The following is a 16,817-nucleotide window of genomic DNA, read 5'->3' on the forward strand; positions in this document are numbered from 1 at the left end:
TCGCACCACGGCAGCCTGTTATCAGGATGACGACAGGGGGATGCGATGACGCAACAGACCCGAGTCCGGATCGCCGATTTGCCCGCGGACAAGCGGGCCCAACTGGTCGAGGCGCTGAAGGCCAGACCCACCGTCGAGAGTGCAGGTCCGAACCACTACGACGTGGTGATCATGGGCGGCGGCGTGGCCGGCCTGACTCTGGGCCTGCAACTGCGCAAGGAACGTCCGGGTGCCCGCCTCCTCGTTGTGGAGCGGCTGGAGCACCCGGTGCCGGAGACCACTCACAAGGTGGGGGAGTCGACTGTCGAGATCGCCGCGCACTACCTCAGGGACGTCCTCGGGCTGGGTGAACATCTAGAGACCCGGCAGATCCGCAAGTTCGGCCTCCGGATGTACTTCTCGAACCATGACAACACCGACATCACCCAGCGCGTCGAGCTCGGCAGTTCGGTGTTTCCGCCGCACGCCACGTACCAGCTCGACCGGGGCCGCCTCGAAAACGAACTCGGGCGGCTGTGCGCGGAGCAGGGTATCGAGCTCGTAACCGGGAGCAGAGTCCAGCAGGTCGACCTCGACGCCGAGCGGACGCAACACCACTTGCGGGTGGCTACCGGCGGCGAGGAGCGCGACGTCTCGGCGAGCTGGGTGGTCGATGCGACCGGGCGCAACCACATGCTGCAGCGCAAGCTCGGTCTGCAGAGAGAGGTCGGCCATGCGGCGAACGCGGCGTGGTTCCGGGTCGGTCACCCGATCGACGTCAGCACCTGGACCGACGACGCCGACTGGCAGGGACGGGTCGAGGGCCGGCGCGAGCTGTCGACCAACCATCTGATGGGGCCGGGATACTGGGTCTGGCTGATCCGGCTGGCCTCCGGGTCGATCAGCATCGGCATCGTCGCCGAAGCCAGGCAGCACAGCTTCGACGAGTTCAACACCCTGGAACGCGCACTCAGCTGGCTGGCCGAGCACGAGCCGCAGTGCCACGCAGAGATCCGGCGGCACGTCGACAAGGTGCAGGACTTCCGGGTCATGAAGGACTACTCGTACAGCTGCGACCAGGTGTTCGACGGCCGCGCTCGTTGGTGCCTGACCGGCGAGTCCGGGATCTTCCTCGACCCGCTGTACTCGCCCGGGCTGGACCTGATCGCGATCGGCAACAGCCTGGTGGCGGACCTGATCGGGCGGTCGCTGGACGGCGAGGACGTGACTGCCGCGGCGGCGATCCACGACTCGCTCTTCCGGCGGATCACCGAGATGTGGCTGGCGATCTACGAGAACCAGTACGCGCTGATGGGCAACGCCCGGGTGATGAGCTCGAAGGTCATCTGGGACACCGCCTTCTACTGGGGTGTGTTCGGCCTGCTGTTCTTCCAGGATCAGTTCCGCAACGTCGCGGCGAGCCCGACGGTCGCGAACGACCTGGCCCGGCTCACCGATGTCAGCAATCGGATCCAGGCGTTCTTCCGCGAGTGGGCCGGCATCGACGACCGTGAGCTCGAACCACGGTTCGTGGATCTGTACTCCCCGCTGAACTTCATGGTGAAGCTGCACGCCGGGATGGCCGACGAGCTGTCCGACGCGCAGTTCGCCGAGCGGTTCTCGGCCAACACGCGGCTGTTCGAGCAGCTGGCAGGTCAATTGATCACCACTGTCATCGACACCCATGGCGACCGCTACGAGGACGACCACGTGGTCGCCCAGATCCAGGCCTGGCAACGCGACCCACTGATCGGCGAGCTGGTCGCAGCCTACCGGCGCGAACGGCGCCGCAACCCGACCAGCGAGGGCTGGATGGTCCTCGGCCCGAGCGGAGCGAACAACCGTGAACAGAAGATCGAAGAGGTGACCTATGCCTGACATCGCCGGCCGGTACGACGTCGCCATTCTCGGCGGCGGGATCACCGGACTGACCCTTGCACTGCAGCTGAAGCGGACCGACCCCGACCTCGAGGTCACGGTGATCGAGCGCAAGCATCATCCGGTCCCCGAGGCCGCACACAAGGTCGGCGAGTCCAGCGTCGAGGTGCAGGCGCACTACCTGCGAGACGTGCTCGGGCTCGAGGACCACCTCACCCGGGATCAGCTGCACAAGTTCGGCCTGCGGATGTTCTTCAGCCACGACGGCAACGCGGAGATCGCCCATCGGGTCGAGTACGGCCAGGTCTCGGCCGCACCGCTGCCGTCGTACCAGCTGGACCGCGGCCGGCTGGAGAACCACCTCGGCGAGCTGATCGCCGAGCACGGGGTCAAGTTCGCCCACAGCAAGGTGAGCGGTGTCGAACTGTCCGAGGACGGGAGTGACCACGTCGTCGAGTTCCAGGACGACGACGGCAGGCACCGGATTGCGTCTGGCTGGGTCGTGGACGCGACCGGCCGGGCCGGACTGCTGAAGCGCAAGCTCGATCTGGCCAAGCCGGTCGGTCATCGGGCGAACTCGGTCTGGTTCCGGATCGCCCACCCCGTCGACGTCCAGGGCTGGTCGGCCGACGAGTCCTGGCAGGAGCGGGTCTGCGACGGCCAGCGGCGGCTCTCGACCAACCACCTGATGGGTCCGGGCTACTGGGTCTGGTTGATCCCGCTCGCCTCGGGATCGACCAGCGTCGGGATCGTCGCTGAGGACAGCGCGCACTCGTTCCAGGACTTCAACACCCTCGACCGGGCCCTGGACTGGCTGGCTGCGCACGAGCCGCAGTGCGCCGCGGAGGTCCGGCTGCACAGCGACAAGATCCAGGACTTCCGGGTGATGAAGGACTACGCGTACAGCTGTCAGCAGGTGTACTCCGAGAACCGCTGGTGCCTGACCGGCGAGGCGGGGGTCTCGATCGACCCGCTGTACTCGTCCGGCGGCGACCTGATGGCGATCAGCAACGGTCTCATCACCGACCTCGTCATCCGGGACCGCCGCGGCGAGGACATCGAGGACATCGCCGCCGCTCACAACCAGGTGTACCTCGTCCTGAGCGACATCTGGCTGGTCGCGTACGAGAACCAGTACCCGCTGATGGGCAACCCGAAGGTGATGGTCGCGAAGGTCATCTGGGACACGATCATCTACTGGGCCGTGCCTGGGCTGCTGTTCTTCCACGACAAGCTCCGCCGGCTCGGTGACAGCCCACGCGCCTTCGGGAACCTGCAGCGGACCTGGGAGCTGCACACCCGGGTCCAGCAGTTCCTGCGCGAGTGGCATGCCGTCGACTGCGAGCCGGCGGCGGATACCTTCGCCGACCCCTACAGCCTGCTGGACTGGATCGTGGACCTGCACAACGGGATGGCGGCAGGCCTTCCCGACGAGGAGCTCGAGGACCAGTTCACCACGAACGTGATCCTGCTCGAGCAGCTCGCCGGTCAGCTGGTCACCACGGTCATCGACCAGCTCGCGGCCCGCGGCGTCGCCCAGGACCAGATCGAGCTGTGGCGCTCCGACGAGTTGCTCCAGGAGGTCGTCGAGCGGTTCCGTGAGTACGATCCGGTCAACCCGATCGACAGCGCCTGGATCACGTTGGGCAGTGAACCCGCGGCGGTGGCCTCGTGACGGGCGTGCCCGCCGAGGTCGACGTCGCGATCCTCGGCGGGGGAGTGGCCGGCCTGACCTTGGCCCTGCAACTGCACAGACAACGGCCGGGCACGCGGATCGCCGTACTGGAACGACAGAGCCATCCCGTGCCGGAGACGACGCACAAGGTGGGCGAGTCCACCGTCGAGATCGCCGGGTACTACCTGCGCCAGGTTCTGGGCCTGCAGGAGCACCTGCGGACCGAGCAGCTGGACAAGTTCGGGCTCCGGGTCTTCTTCTCCCACAACGGCAACGACGACATCACCCGCCGGGTCGAGCTCGGCCACTCGGTGCGCCCGCCCGGGGCGGTCGGCACCTACCAGCTCGACCGGGGCCGGCTGGAGAACGCGCTCGGCCGGATGCTCGTCGCCGGCGGCGTTCAGTTCTTGTCGGGCGTCAAGGTCGAGTCCGTCGAACTCGAGCCGGAGTCCGACCACCACCGGGTCACCGTTCGCGACACCGACGACGTGACCGGCGAGATCCAGGCCAAGTGGGTCGTGGACGGGACCGGGCGGAGCGCGATGCTCAAGCGCAAGCTCGGCCTGGCGAAGAAGGTCGGTCATCGGGCGAACGCGGTCTGGTTCCGGATCGCGCACCCCATCGACATCGACCGGTGGTCCGACGACCCGGACTGGCACGACAGGGTGGTCGAGGGGCGGCGCGAGCTGTCGACCAACCACCTGATGGGACCCGGGTACTGGGTTTGGCTGATCCGGCTCGGATCCGGCGCGATCAGCATCGGCATCGTCACCGATGCCGACGTGCACGCCTTCGGCGAGCTGAACACCTTCGACCGGGCCATGCAGTGGCTCACCGAACACGAGCCGCAATGCGCGCGGATGATCGACGAGCACAGCGACAAGCTGCAGGACTTCCGGATCATGAAGGACTACGCCTACAGCAGTGAACAGGTCTTCTCCAGCGACCGCTGGTGTCTCGCAGGCGAGGCCGGCGTCTTCCTGGATCCGTTCTACTCCCCAGGCCTGGATCTGATTGCCATCAGCAACGGCCTGATCGCGGACCTGGTCGGCCGGGCACTCGACGGCGAGGACGTCGAGGAGATCGCGGCGATCCACAACACGGTGTTCTTCCTGCTCACCGACGGCTGGCTGACCATTTACGAGAATCAGTATCCCCTGATGGGCAACGCCCGGGTGATGACCTGCAAGGTCGTGTGGGACACGGCCGTCTACTGGGCCGTACCGGGCCTGCTCTACTTCCAGGACAAATGGCGAGTGCTGGCCGATCACCCGGGCCTGCTGGAGGGTCTGGCCGGCTTCGGCACTACCAGCAAGGAAGTTCAGCGCTTCTTCCGCGAGTGGGGTGCTGTGGACGAGGAGCCGCCGGACCAGGCGCCGTTCGTGCGCTTCTACGACTTCGGCTTCATGCCGCGGTTGCATCTCGGCATGACCGCCGATCTGAGCGACACCGATATGCAGGAGCGGTTCGACGCGAACGTCCGGTTCATCGACCAGCTGTCCGGCCAGCTGATCGCGACGGTGCTCGCGGAGTTCGAAGCCGATCCGGACCACGCCGCCAAGCAGGAGCAGGCGCAGCGTTGGCGCAAGGACGAGGTCCTGATGTCCCTGGTCGAGGTCTACGAGGCCGAACAGCCGGCGAACCCGGTCGACGATCACTGGATCACCCTCAGGCCGACCGTCGACACCAGTACCGGAGACAGCCGATGACCGCCAACACGCTCCCTGAAAACTCCCTGCTGCACGAACGGATCACCCGCCTGACAACCGACAAGCGCGCGCAGCTCCTCGCTCGGCTGCGGGCTGAGCCGTCCCGCGAGGACACGCCGTGGCTCGTGCGGTTCTCGCGCGGTGACGCGCCGGGCATCCGGCTGTTCTGTTTCTCGTACGCCGGAAGCGGTGCGTCGATCTTTCGCGGCTGGACCGACGGGCTACCGGCCGAGGTCGACGTGTGGGCGGCGCAGCTGCCGGGCCGCGAGACCCGCGTAGGGGAGCAGCCGCTGGGGCGGATGGCTCCCGTCATCGATGCGCTGCACGAGGCGATCCGTCCTCAGTTGGACCTGCCGTACGTCTTCTTCGGTCACAGCATGGGTGCGCTCGTCGCGTTCGAGCTCGCCCGGCGGTTGCGAAGCGCTGGTGATCCTGAGCCTGCGCACCTTTTCCTGGCGGCGTTCCGGGCCCCGCAGCTGGCCAACCCGAACATCAAGATCTACCACCTGCCGGACGAGGTGCTGAAGACCGTCCTGCTCAAGGAGGGCACGCCCCAACAGGTTCTGGAGAACGACGAGCTGATGCGGGCGCTGCTGCCCACGCTGAGGGCCGACTTCGAGTTGTGCGACACCTACGAGTACGGCGCTGAGCCGCCGCTGCGGATGCCGGTCTCCGTTTTCGGAGGCCATCAGGACGTGCGGGTCGGCCGGAGCGATCTGGAGCCCTGGCGCGACCAGGCGGCCGGCCCGTTCCGGCTGGCGATGATTCCCGGTTCGCACTTCTTCCTGCACAGCGCTCAGGACCTGCTGCTCACCGAACTCGTCCGCGACCTCGGGAGCGCCGCACTGATCAAGGAAGGGGAACATGTCCATGACCGACCGATCGCCGGCTGACCGATCCCGTGACCCGATCGCGATCGTAGGAATCGGCTGCCACTTTCCTGGCGGTGCGAAGGGCCCAGGTGCTTTCTGGGACCTGCTGTGCAACGGAGTCGACGCCACCCGGGACCTGCCGGCCGACCGCTGGGAGACGGGTAAGTTCTACGATCCGGCCGGCGGCAAGCTCGGCAAGATGAGCACGTTCCACGGTGGGTTCCTCGAGCGGATCGACGAGTTCGACGCCCAGTTCTTCGGCATCTCGCCGCGCGAAGCCATCTGGCTGGACCCGCAGCAGCGCCTGTTGCTGCAGGTGGCCTGGGAGGCAATGGAGGACGGCGGGCAGGTTCCCGACCGTCTCGCGGGAAGCGAGGTCGGCGTCTTCATGGGCGGCTTCACCCTCGACTACCAGCTGCTCCAGAACTACGGCGTCTACAGCCGCTACGAGCTTCAGACGCATTCGGCCACCGGCATGATGATGACGATGCTGGCCAACCGGCTGTCGTACTCCTTCGACTTCCGGGGCCCTAGCCTCGCAGTGGACACCGCGTGCTCCGGTTCGCTGGTCGCCGTCCACCTGGCGGCGCAGGCGATCGCGAACGGCGAGTGCTCGATGGCCCTGGCCGGCGGCGTGAACGTGATGATCGCCCCGAACATGACCATCGCCGAGTCCAAGGGTGGATTCCTGTCACCCGACGGCCGGTCGAAGGCGTTCAGCGCGTCCGCGAACGGATACGCCCGCGGTGAGGGCGCCGGTGTGGTGGTCCTCAAGCCACTGAGCGACGCGCAGCGCGACGGCGACCCGGTCTACGCACTGATTCGGGGGAGCGCGGTCTCGCAGGACGGGCACACCAACGGCATCACCGTGCCGAACGGCGATTCGCAGGCTGCGGCGATGCGCGCGGCGTACCTGCGCGCCGGTATCGCACCCCACGAGGTCCAGTACGTCGAAGCCCACGGAACCGGGACCCCCGTCGGCGACCCGATCGAGGCAGGCGCGATCGGGCGGGTGCTCAGCGAGGGCCGTGCCGACGCGGACTGCGTGGTCATCGGGTCGGTGAAGACGAACATCGGTCACCTCGAGGCCGCGGCCGGTGTAGCAGGACTCATCAAAACCGCGCTGGCCCTCAAGCACGGCAAGATCCCTGGCCAGCTGCACTTCGAGGATCCCAACCCGGCCATCGACTTCGACCGGCTCAGGCTTCGGGTGCAGACCCGGCTCGGCGACTGGCCGGCGGCGTCCGCTCGTCGCCTTGCGGGGGTGAACTCGTTCGGGTTCGGCGGCACCAACGCGCATGTCGTCCTCGAGGGACCGCCTGCCCAGCCGGCCCCGGCCCGGCGCTCGCACGACCGGCGTTACCTCCTGCCGCTGTCGGCTCGCTCACCCGAGGCGCTCACGGCAGCGGCCGCGTCGACAGCCGAGCATCTGTCCGGGAACGCCGTTCACCTGCTGGACGTCGGGCACACTACCGGCCTCCGCCGCAGCCACCACGAGCACCGGCTCGCGGTCGTCGCATCGACGCCGGCCGACGTCACGAAGTACCTGCGTGAGTTCAGTGCCGGCCACGCCACCAAGGCGGTCACATCCGGCCGGTCACCCGCAGGGGGCAAGCCCAAGCTCGCGTTCGTCTTTTCCGGCATGGGCCCGCAGTGGTGGGCGATGGCCCGGCAACTGCTGACCACGGAGCCGGTGTTCCGGGCCGCGGTCGAGAGGTGCGACGAAGAGCTTCGCAAGTACACCGGCTGGTCGCTGCTCGACGAGATGCTCGCCGCCGAGGACATGTCGCAGATGGCGGAGACGAGGATTGCCCAGACGGCGAACTTCGCCGTCCAGATCGGTCTGGCCGAGATGTGGCGGACCTGGGGCATCGAGGCCGACGGCATCGTCGGTCACAGCACCGGCGAGGTCGCCGCGCAGTACCTGTCCGGTGTCTTGTCGTTCGAGGACGCCGTGAAGGTGAACTACTACCGGAGCAGCCTGCAGCAGCACGCGACCGGCACCGGCCGGATGCTCGCGGTCGGGCTCACTCCGGAGACCCTCGACAAGGCCGTCGCGGACGCGGGTCCATTGGTATCGGTTGCCGCGATCAACAGCCCGTCCGCGGTCACGCTGTCCGGCGACGCGACGATCTTGGAGAGCATGGCCGCGCAACTGGAGACCTTCGGCGTCTTCCACAAGTTCCTCAACGTGAAGGTGCCCTACCACAGCCACTGCATGGACCCGCTGCGCGACGACCTGCTGGCCGGACTCGCGGATCTGAAGGCCCAGTCGGCGACCGTCCCGCTGTATTCCACCGTGACCGGGACCAGAATCGACGGCGGCGGCGTCAATGCGCACTACTGGTGGCAGAACGTCCGTGCCACCGTGCTCTTCGCGTCCGCGTTCCGGGAGATGCTTGCCGACGGATACACGCACTTCCTCGAGATCGGTCCGCACCCTGTGCTCGCCGGCTCAATGAAGGAGCTTGCTGCCGAGCAGCAGGCCGACGTTCTGGTCGTGCCGTCACTGCGCCGCGACGAGGCTGATGACGACGTCCTGCTCGGTTCGCTCGGGTCGCTCTACTCCCACGGGCAGAGTGTGAAGTGGGAGGCCTTCTACGGCGACGACGGCGGGCACCTCCAGCTGCCGACGTACCCGTGGCAGACCAAGCGGTACTGGAACGAGTCGGTCGAGGCGCGCGAGGACCGTCACTACACGCAGGTCCATCCGCTGCTCGGTCAGCGGGTCAGCGCCAGTCAGCCTGCCTGGGAGCGCGAGTTCGGTGTCGGCGTGCTGCCATACCTCGCCGATCACCGGATCCAGGGGACCACCCTTGTCCCGGGCGCCGCGATGATCGAGATGGCGATGGCGGCCGCTCACGAGGTGTACGGCGATGACTGCTACACGGTTGAGGATCTCGAGTTCCGCAAGGCCGTAGTACTCCCGGAGACCGCTGACCCGAGGTTGCGGACGACCCTTCACCAGGAGTCGGGGCGTGTCGAGATCGCCGGCTACACCGCCACGCCGTCGGGCGACCGTACCTGGACGATCCATGCGACCGCCCAGCTCGGCCGGCGGACGACGACGCCCGCGCGCCGGGACCTGGCTGCCGCTCGGGCCGGCTGCGACCACGATGTGCCGCGGGACGACTTCTACGACCAGTCCCGGCAGATGGGGTTCGAGTACGGTCCGGTGTTCCAGGCGGTTCAGGACATCGTCAGCGGACCGCGCTCGGCCGTCGGCCGGGTCACAGTCCCGGAGCAGATCCGCGACGACCTCTCCTCGTACCGGTTCCACCCCGCCCTGATCGATGCCGCGTTCCAGGTCCTGCTGACGGCCGCGACGCCACTGACCACGGACGGCGAGAGCTCCGGTACGCCGTACCTCCCGGTCGGAGTCGACAGCATCACTGTCCACGAGCCGCCGCGCGACGAGATGTTCGTCGTCGCCGAGGTGGTTCAGGCCGATGCCCGGGTCGTTGTCAGCGACCTCGCCCTCTGCGATGCGGACGGCTCGGTGCTGGCCGAGATCCGGGGATTCCGGGCCCAGTCGCTGCAGGCCGCGCCGAGCCAGAGCCTGGACCGTCTGGACAGGAATCTGCACGAGCTGTCCTGGCGGGAGCAGCCGCTCGAGCCCACCCCAGCTGCGGAGCCGGACTCCGCCGCCTGGATCGTGTTCGCCGATTCCTCCGGCATCGGCGGCGACGTCGTACGGCGCTTGCACGAGGCAGGCCGCCAGGTGATCACCGTCGAACACAACGACGTACCGAAGCTGGTCGAGACAGAGCCCGGCTTGTACGTCGTGAATCCCGCGGACGCCGGCCAGTACAAGGAGCTGTTCCGCAAGCTGGGACAGGAGTTGTCGGTCGGCAAGGTCCTGCATCTGTGGAGCCTGGATGCACTGTCCGGCGACGACGTCTCGGCGGACTTGCTCGAGGACGGCCAGCTGCTCGGCTCGGTGTCGGTGCTCAATCTCATGCAGGCACTGGCGGCTGAGCTCAATCACCAGCTGGCGCAGGTCTGGTTGGTGACGCGCGAGGCACAGGCGATCGGCGGCGTGCCGGGACCGGTCGCCGTGTCCCAGGCGCCGATGTGGGGTATCGGCCGGCTCGTCGGCCATCAGGAGTTCCCGAGTCTGTGGGGCGGGCTCGTCGACCTCGGACCCGGCGACGATGCCGGGCAGGCAAGGCGGCTGATCGAGGAGATCGACTCGGCCGCCGGCGAGGACCAGGTCGCCTATCGCCACGACCGGCGCTTCGTGGCCCGGCTCGCACCGAGTACGAACTTGACGCCGCCGTTCCCGGTCCGCCTGCGCCGCCACGGCAGCTACGTGATCACCGGAGGACTCGGGACCCTCGGACTCCTGGTCGCCCGCTTCCTGGTGGATCGCGGTGCACGGCACGTGGTCCTCATGGCGCGGACCGCCGTACCGTCGCGGGACACCTGGCGCGACCTCCCGGCAGACCACCCACAGCGCGCTTTGATCGATCAGTTGCTGACGCTCGAGGCGAGCGGTGCGACGGTGTCGTGCGCCGCGGTCGACTCTGCTGATGAGGACCAGCTCCATTCTTGGTACGACGATCATCAGCGCAATCACCGGCCTCCGATCAGCGGCATCATCCACACCGCGGGCGTGGTCGAGGACGAGCTGATGGTCCGGATGACGCAGGCGTCGTTCGATCGGGTCATGCGGCCGAAACTGCGGGCGGGATGGCTGCTGCATCGGCTGTTCGCCGACGTGCCGCTGGACTTCTTCGTCTTGTTCGGTTCCACCGGATCCGTCATCGCGTCGGCGGGCCAGGCGAACTACGCGGCCGCGAACGCCTTCCTCGACGCGTTGGCCGCCTACCGCCACCGACAGGGCCTGCCGGCGTTGACGATCGGCTGGGGACCCTGGTCGATCGGCATGGTCGAGAAGCTGAACCTCGAGCAGATGTACGCGCGCCGCGGCATCGAACTGATCACGCCGGAGTCAGGCACGCAGATCCTGGCGCGAGTCCTCAGCCAGCGCCCGGCCCACCTGGTGGCGATTACGGTCGATTGGCCGGCCGCCCGGGCGGCAGCGATTGCCGGTCAGCTCCCGCCGATGTTCGCCGAGCTCGGCATCAGCAGTGGCGAGGAGCAGTCGTCCGAATCGGTCGTCGATGCGGACTCGATCCTGGACGGCATCCGGCAGGCCCCCGAGGACGAGCGGGCCAACCTGCTCCGGGACCTGCTGCGCGACATCGCGGCCGGTGTACTGAATCTCGAGGCCTCCGAGCTCGGGGACGAGGAGAACCTGAGCAATCTCGGCATCGACTCGATGATGGCCGTTGAAGTGAAGGCCCGGATCGACATCATGCTCCGGGTCGACATCCCGGTGCTCGACCTCCTCCAGGGCGTCAGCGTCGTCGACCTCGCGGCCCGCATCCTGCCCCGGCTGAACCTCGATGCGACCCCGGCCGACCGGCCGGAGTCCACACCCGCTGTGGCGGAACCGAGTGACGACGAGCTCGAGCAGCTCCTCGCCACGGCCTCACCCGACGAGCTGGAGGCGCTGCTTGCCGAGCTCGAGCGCGAAGAAGGGATGGATCATGAGCCAGCTCCTTAGCCGGTTGCGAAGAGCGGTCATGGGTGTGCCGGATCGCGAAGCCACCGGGTTCAGTCGCGGCGACACGCCGAACTGGAATCACCTGAAGACCGTGGTCCGGTCGGCTGTCGGCGGATACCACGCGGTGCTGGACGGCCACCGGCTGGACAAGCTGGTCCCGCGACTGGACGAGACCCCGCTGGAGTTACGCGGCTATGCCTACGAGGGCGCGGCCATGGGCCTGACCGGGATGGACCTGTTCCTGCCTGGGTCCCGGCTGCAGCGGTACATCGATGGGCCCGGCCGCCCGCACATTTACATGGTGCACATCGGCGCGGGCGAGGCGTTGGCCAGGCTGAAGCGTAAGCCGGAGCCTTTCCTGGCCAAGTTGCCCGACCCTGCCCTGCGCTGGTTGGCGATGGACGGGTACGGCTTCCACGAGGGCTTCTTCAAGCCGGCCAGGTTCGTCCAGGCGAAGCGGGTCCCGTCCCACCTGTCACCCTTCGGCCGACGCGTCTTCGACCAGGGCGTCGGACGCAGCATCTGGTTCGCCTCGGGCGCGGACGTCGGCGAGATCACGCGGACGATCGCGGCCTTTCCGGCGCACCGGCACGCGGACCTCTGGCTCGGCGTCGGTGTCGCCTGCGGGTACGTCGGCGGCGTCGACCGGGCCACGGTCGAGCAACTGCGCGACGCCGCGGGCCGGCATCTCGCCCGCGTCGCGGTCGGGACGGCGTTCGTCGCCAAGGGCAGGATCCGCGCGGGCAACCCGATTCCTGGCACGGAGCTCGCGTGCGAGGTGCTGTGCGGCATGACGAGCCGAAAGGCGGCCGAGCACGTGGACGAGGCGTTCCGGAATCTGCCGGACAGCGCGGCCCGGCCGGCGTACGGCGTACTTCAGGACCGGCTGGAGGCCGTTTTCAGTCCCGCCGAGCAGAGTCTAGGGGAGCCGGCATGAGTCTCTTGGGAACCTTGCTGCGACCGGTCTTCGAGGTCACTCCGACCGATGTCCCGGTACTTACCAGCGGAGACGGCCCGACGGCCGAACGGCTGAGCAAGGTGGTGTTCACCGTCACCGAGTGCTGCGAACTAACCCTGGTGACGCGGCGCCACAAGCTGGTGGCCAAGCTCGACGCGTACCCGGAGGAACTACTCGGGTTCGCCTACGAAGGCGCGGGTGTCGGGCTGGCCGCACTCGACGACTTACTGCGGTGGAAGCAGCGCACCCGATCGTTTGTCGACGGACCCGCGCGCGACTACGTCTTCGCGGTCTACCTCGGTGCCGGCATGGGCCTGGCCCGGCTGCGCCGCAATCCCGAGCCGTTCCGCCGTCGGCTCGACGACCCGGTGATGGGCTGGGCAGTGCTCGACGGGTACGGCTTCCACGAAGGCTTCTTCGCCTACCGCCGGCACGTGCAGGAGCGTGCCACGCCGCGACACCTCAGCGGCTACGGCCTACGGGTTTTCGACCACGGTCTCGGGCGTGGCCTCTGGTTCGCGACCGGCGCTGATGCCAAGCGGGTCCACGCCACGATCGACGGGTTCCCGCCGTACCGCCAGGGCGATCTGTGGGCCGGGATCGGGCTGGGCTGCGGGTACACCGGCGGTGTCGACGAGCAGGTGCTCGACACCTTGCGCACGCTGGCCGGCCGGCATCTGCCGCGGCTGGCCGAGGGGGTCGTCGTGGCCGCCCGCGCGCGCCATCAGGTCGGCAACCCGGGCGACACCGTCGAACTCGCCTCCGGCGTGATCTGCGGACTGAGCAGTCAGGAAGCCGCCGAGATCGCCCGGAACGCACTGGACGATCTCCCGACCGACGACATCGAACCCGCCTACGAGCTCTGGCGGCAGCGCATCCGCTCCCAGTTCCCGAATCCGTCCTAGGGGATCACTCATGACTCAATCAGAGTTGGCCATCCACTTCTTCCTTCAACTGGCGATCATCCTGGCCGTCTGCCGGGTGGTCGGCCTGCTGGCCCGCAGGATCGGGCAGCCGCAGGTCGTCGGCGAGATGATCGCCGGAGTCCTGCTCGGACCCTCGCTGTTCGGGCTGCTCGCACCGCACTGGCAGCAGGAGCTGTTCCCCAAGGGCCCGGCGATGACGATCCTCTACGCGGCCAGTCAGGTCGGGTTGGTGCTGTACATGTTCCTGATCGGCCTGGACTTCGACACGAACCTGATCAGGCACCGGGTGCCGAGCGCGATCTCGATCTCGGTGGCCGGAGTCACCATGCCGCTGGTTCTCGGGTCCCTCGTCGCGCTGCTGCTGATCAAGGACGAGGGGAGGTTCTTCGCCGGTGGCGTGAAGACCTGGCAGGCGATGCTGTTCATGGGAGCGGCCATCGCGATCACCGCGTTCCCGATGCTCGCCCGGATCATCTTCGAACGCCGTCTCTCCGGTACGTCGCTCGGCACGCTCGCGCTGGCCGCCGGTGCGACCGACGACGCGATCTCGTGGTGCCTGTTCGCCGTCGTGATGGCCGTGTTCAAGCACGACCCGATGATCGCCGTTCTCGCCATCGGCGGCGGCCTCGTGTACGTGCTCACCGTCCTCACCGTTGGGCGGCGCCTGCTGCACCGCTTCATCGGCGACCGCGCCGAGCGGCAGGGAGGTGTCAGTTCCCCGATGTTCGCCGTGATCCTGATGCTGCTGATGTGTGCGGCCTGGTTCACCGACTTCGTCGGCATCTATGCGATCTTCGGTGCCTTCGTCCTCGGCGTAGCGATGCCGCGGGGTGTGGTCGCGACGGAGGTTCGCCGGTCGCTGGAACCGCTCGTGACGAACTTCCTGCTGCCGTTGTTCTTCGTCTTCTCCGGGCTGAACACCCAGATCGGACTGGTCAACAGCGTGGGGCTGCTCGCGATCGGACTGCTGATCCTGGCTGCGTCCGTGCTCGGAAAGGGTGTCGCCTGCTACTTCGCGGCCCGCCTGAACAAGGAACCGCAGCGTGAGGCGCTCGCGATCGGGAGCCTGATGAACGCACGCGGCCTGATGGAGCTCATCCTGCTCAACCTCGGGTTGCAGGCCGGCCTGATCACACCGACCCTGTTCACGCTCCTGGTGATGATGGCCATCATCACGACGTTGATGGCCACGCCACTCTTCCAGCAGTTCTACGGCCGGTTCCGGAAGCTGCCGAAGGTCACCTCGGTGAACGCCGGCGCTGCTCCCAATGTCGTTGTCAACGGCAACGTTCCGGCTGATCTCGCTCCGGCGACGAGGGGAGCAGAACGATGAGGCTGCCGCTCGGAAAGCTGCTCAAGCCCGTCTTCCCGTTGTCCGCCGAGGCGTTCCCCACGATGGCCGCCGAGCGGTTCGGCGCCCAGGAGGACATGGACAAGACCTGGCTCACCTTCGAACCGGTCGCCCGCACGCTGGTCGACACCTTCTACACCACCCTCGACGATCCACGGCACAGCGTGCTCGTGCCGCACCTCGAGTCGATCGAGCCCGAGCTTCGCGGAATCGCCTACGAAGGCGCGGGGATGGGCCTGATGCTGCTGGATAGCCTGTTCCCGTTCAAGAAGCGGTTGCCGGCTTTCATCCACGGCCCGGGCGCGCCGTACCGGTGCCTGATCTACATCGGCGCGGGGCTCGTGCTGCCGCGAGTACCGATCAGCCCGAAGCGGTTCCTCGCGCAGCAGGACCCGCTGCTGCGCTGGCTGGTCATGGACGGGTACGGCTTCTACCAGAGCTTCTTCGCCTGGCAGGAGACCGTCGAGAAGCACCAGGTGCCGAGGTCGGTCCGGGGATACGCCAAGCGCGGCTTCGATCAAGGCCTGGGCCGCAGCCTGTGGTTCTCGACCGGTGCGAACGTCGAGCGGATCATTGCCACGATCAACGGATTCCCGGCCGATCGGCAGGGAGACATCTGGAGTGGGATCGGCCTGGCCTGCGCGTACGCCGCCGGTGTGATGGACCGCGCTGCTGTGGCGACCCTCTTCGAGGCCGCCGGCCGGCACCGGTCCAGCGTCGCCGTCGGTAGCGCGATCGCGTCGATCTTCCGCGAGCAGTCCGGGCTGGCGGCCCCGCACACCGGTCTCGCCTGCGACGTCATCTGGGGGAAGGACGCCAACGCGGTCGCGGCGATCGCCCATCGGGCCGGCCTCGGTCTCGGGCACGACGGCCCGGATCCGGCGTACGAGCTCTGGCGTCAGCAGATCGGCAACGCCTGGAGCTGCACGCCGGTCGTCGAGCCCACGGTGACGGAGATCGGAGCATGAGCACCGTCGGCCGGCTCCGCCGCAAGATGTTCGGGATCCCCTCGGCCAAGGCGGTGTTCTCCCGGCCGGGATTCGCGCCCGAGGCGTGGACGCGGTTCGCCCCGGTGGCAGTGAACCTGATGGAGGGGTACCACGCGACCCTCGAGGATCCGCGGCTGTCGTCACTTCAGGTCCGTCTCGACGCGGTCGAACCGGAGTTCCGCGGCTTCGCCTACGAGGGGGCCGGGATGGGACTCGCGGCTCTCGATGCGGTCGCGCCGTGGAACAACCGGCTCAAGACGTTCGTCGAGGGCCCTGGGGCGGCTCACATCTATCCGGTCTACGTCGGTGTCGGGCTCGCCTACGCACGACTTCGCCGTACGCCGGAGGCCAACCTCGCGGGCCTCGATCCGTTGCTGGGCTGGGTGACCGCGGACGGGTACGGCTTCCACGAGGCCTTCTTCAAGCGGCGCCGGTACGTCGAGCAGCACGCGGTGCCGACCCGGTTGTCGCACTACGGCCGGCGGTTCTTCGACCAGGGGATCGGCCGGGCGCTGTGGTTCTCCGGCGGTGCGTCGGTGGACCGGGTCATCCGGCAGATCGCGGGATTCCCGGTCGCCCGGCACGCCGACTTGTGGAGCGGCGTCGGCCTCGCGTCGGCGTACGGCGGAGGTGCTGACGCCGAGGAACTGCGGTCTCTGCTCGACAGGGTCCGACTGTTCCAGCCGCAACTGGCCCGCGGGGCCGCAACCGCGGCCTGGGGTCGCGAACACGCCGGTAACCAGGCCGCGCACACCGACCTGGCCTGCCAGATCTATTGCGGCTGCAGCGGCCGGGAGGCGGCCGCCGCGCTCGAGGAAGCCGCCCGCGACCTGCCCGTGATCAGTGTCGAACCGGTCTACGAGATCTGGCGCCGGCGTACGGAGAAGAGCCTCGCCGCCTAGCTCGAC

General features: G+C 68.0%; 10 protein-coding genes. All 10 read left to right on the forward strand.

The window, feature by feature from the left end; all coding sequences use genetic code 11:
* The first annotated feature begins 45 nt into the window (after positions 1 to 45).
* The 10 genes from OG394_RS05110 to OG394_RS05155 are packed head-to-tail and all read left to right on the forward strand — an operon-like array spanning position 46 to position 16,811.
* A complete protein-coding gene (locus tag OG394_RS05110) occupies positions 46 to 1,857 on the forward strand; it encodes an NAD(P)/FAD-dependent oxidoreductase (protein ID WP_328993718.1) in 1,812 nt (603 codons plus the stop codon).
* A complete protein-coding gene (locus OG394_RS05115) occupies positions 1,850 to 3,532 on the forward strand; it encodes an NAD(P)/FAD-dependent oxidoreductase (RefSeq protein WP_328993719.1) in 1,683 nt (560 codons plus the stop codon). The genes OG394_RS05110 and OG394_RS05115 overlap by 8 nt, the downstream gene beginning before the upstream one ends.
* Positions 3,529 to 5,241, forward strand: coding sequence for an NAD(P)/FAD-dependent oxidoreductase (locus OG394_RS05120; RefSeq protein WP_328993721.1), 1,713 nt, complete (start codon positions 3,529 to 3,531; stop codon positions 5,239 to 5,241). The genes OG394_RS05115 and OG394_RS05120 overlap by 4 nt, the downstream gene beginning before the upstream one ends.
* A complete protein-coding gene (locus tag OG394_RS05125) occupies positions 5,238 to 6,134 on the forward strand; it encodes a thioesterase II family protein (RefSeq protein ID WP_328993722.1) in 897 nt (298 codons plus the stop codon). Before OG394_RS05120 ends, OG394_RS05125 begins: the two co-directional genes overlap by 4 nt.
* Positions 6,106 to 11,685, forward strand: a complete 5,580-nt coding sequence (locus tag OG394_RS05130) for a type I polyketide synthase (RefSeq protein WP_328993723.1) — start codon at positions 6,106 to 6,108, stop codon at positions 11,683 to 11,685. Before OG394_RS05125 ends, OG394_RS05130 begins: the two co-directional genes overlap by 29 nt.
* A complete protein-coding gene (locus OG394_RS05135; RefSeq protein ID WP_328993724.1) occupies positions 11,669 to 12,622 on the forward strand; it encodes a DUF1702 family protein in 954 nt (317 codons plus the stop codon). The genes OG394_RS05130 and OG394_RS05135 overlap by 17 nt, the downstream gene beginning before the upstream one ends.
* The gene (locus OG394_RS05140) at positions 12,619 to 13,548 is read left to right on the forward strand and encodes a DUF1702 family protein (RefSeq protein WP_328993726.1); all 930 of its coding nucleotides are present in this window, start codon (positions 12,619 to 12,621) and stop codon (positions 13,546 to 13,548) included. The genes OG394_RS05135 and OG394_RS05140 overlap by 4 nt, the downstream gene beginning before the upstream one ends.
* Positions 13,549 to 13,558: 10 nt before the next feature.
* On the forward strand, positions 13,559 to 14,902 hold the full coding sequence (locus tag OG394_RS05145) for a cation:proton antiporter (RefSeq protein ID WP_328993727.1): 1,344 nt from the start codon (positions 13,559 to 13,561) through the stop codon (positions 14,900 to 14,902).
* Complete coding sequence (locus tag OG394_RS05150) at positions 14,899 to 15,888, forward strand: DUF1702 family protein (RefSeq protein ID WP_328993728.1); 990 nt, start codon at positions 14,899 to 14,901, stop codon at positions 15,886 to 15,888. The genes OG394_RS05145 and OG394_RS05150 overlap by 4 nt, the downstream gene beginning before the upstream one ends.
* Positions 15,885 to 16,811, forward strand: coding sequence for a DUF1702 family protein (locus OG394_RS05155; protein WP_328993729.1), 927 nt, complete (start codon positions 15,885 to 15,887; stop codon positions 16,809 to 16,811). Before OG394_RS05150 ends, OG394_RS05155 begins: the two co-directional genes overlap by 4 nt.
* Positions 16,812 to 16,817: the final 6 nt, after the last annotated feature.

Source organism: Kribbella sp. NBC_01245, assembly GCF_036226525.1.
Taxonomy (GTDB): domain Bacteria; phylum Actinomycetota; class Actinomycetes; order Propionibacteriales; family Kribbellaceae; genus Kribbella.